Source organism: Vibrio sp. 1288, assembly GCF_033344475.1.
The window spans coordinates 1-531 of the sequence record NZ_JAWPOX010001063.1 but is presented as its reverse complement, the minus strand read 5'-3'; the positions used below and the strand labels follow the sequence as shown (position 1 = coordinate 531).

1 protein-coding gene is annotated in these 531 nt (G+C 43.5%); it reads right to left on the bottom strand.

The window, feature by feature from the left end:
• Positions 1-38: 38 nt before the first annotated feature.
• The coding region (locus R8O11_RS30915) for a DHHA2 domain-containing protein (RefSeq protein ID WP_318189313.1) at positions 39-531 on the bottom strand (493 nt) is incomplete at its 5' end.

Sequence of the window (531 nt, the reverse complement as noted above, 5' to 3'; positions counted from 1 at the left end):
ACGGTGGTTTTTTGATTATTTTCAGTGTGGCTTAGTCACTAGAGTGATTCAATCGCTTGTTGAATTGCAGGACCAATTTGACGCTTGCGAGACGTCACGCCATCCAATACCAACATGTCATTGTCAATTTTCACATCAAAAGCTTTTGATAGCACTTTCTTATCTGCGTCATCCGCCCAAAGCATGTTTGCACGTTTGTGCTTGGTATCTGTGATCGAGAAGAACAAGTAATCAAGATTCTGAGCTTTCTTATACGCTTGAATGGCTTCGTTGAAGTCCTGTTTGCGGTCAATCAACTGCTGCGCGTTGAGCGTTTCAGCTACGCCGATGCCTACCTTTTTACCTGCGAATTCAAAGTTCTTGTAGTCCATCGTCAAAATCGTCTCTGCTGAGAAATGGCTCAGATCCGATTTTGCCAACAACATTTGTTCACCAAAACCTTTGATGTCTTTGATGCCTGCAATGTCCGCCAGCTTTTGCGCGTACTGTTTGTCATATTCAGTGGTAGTCGAAGATTGGAATACAACCGTG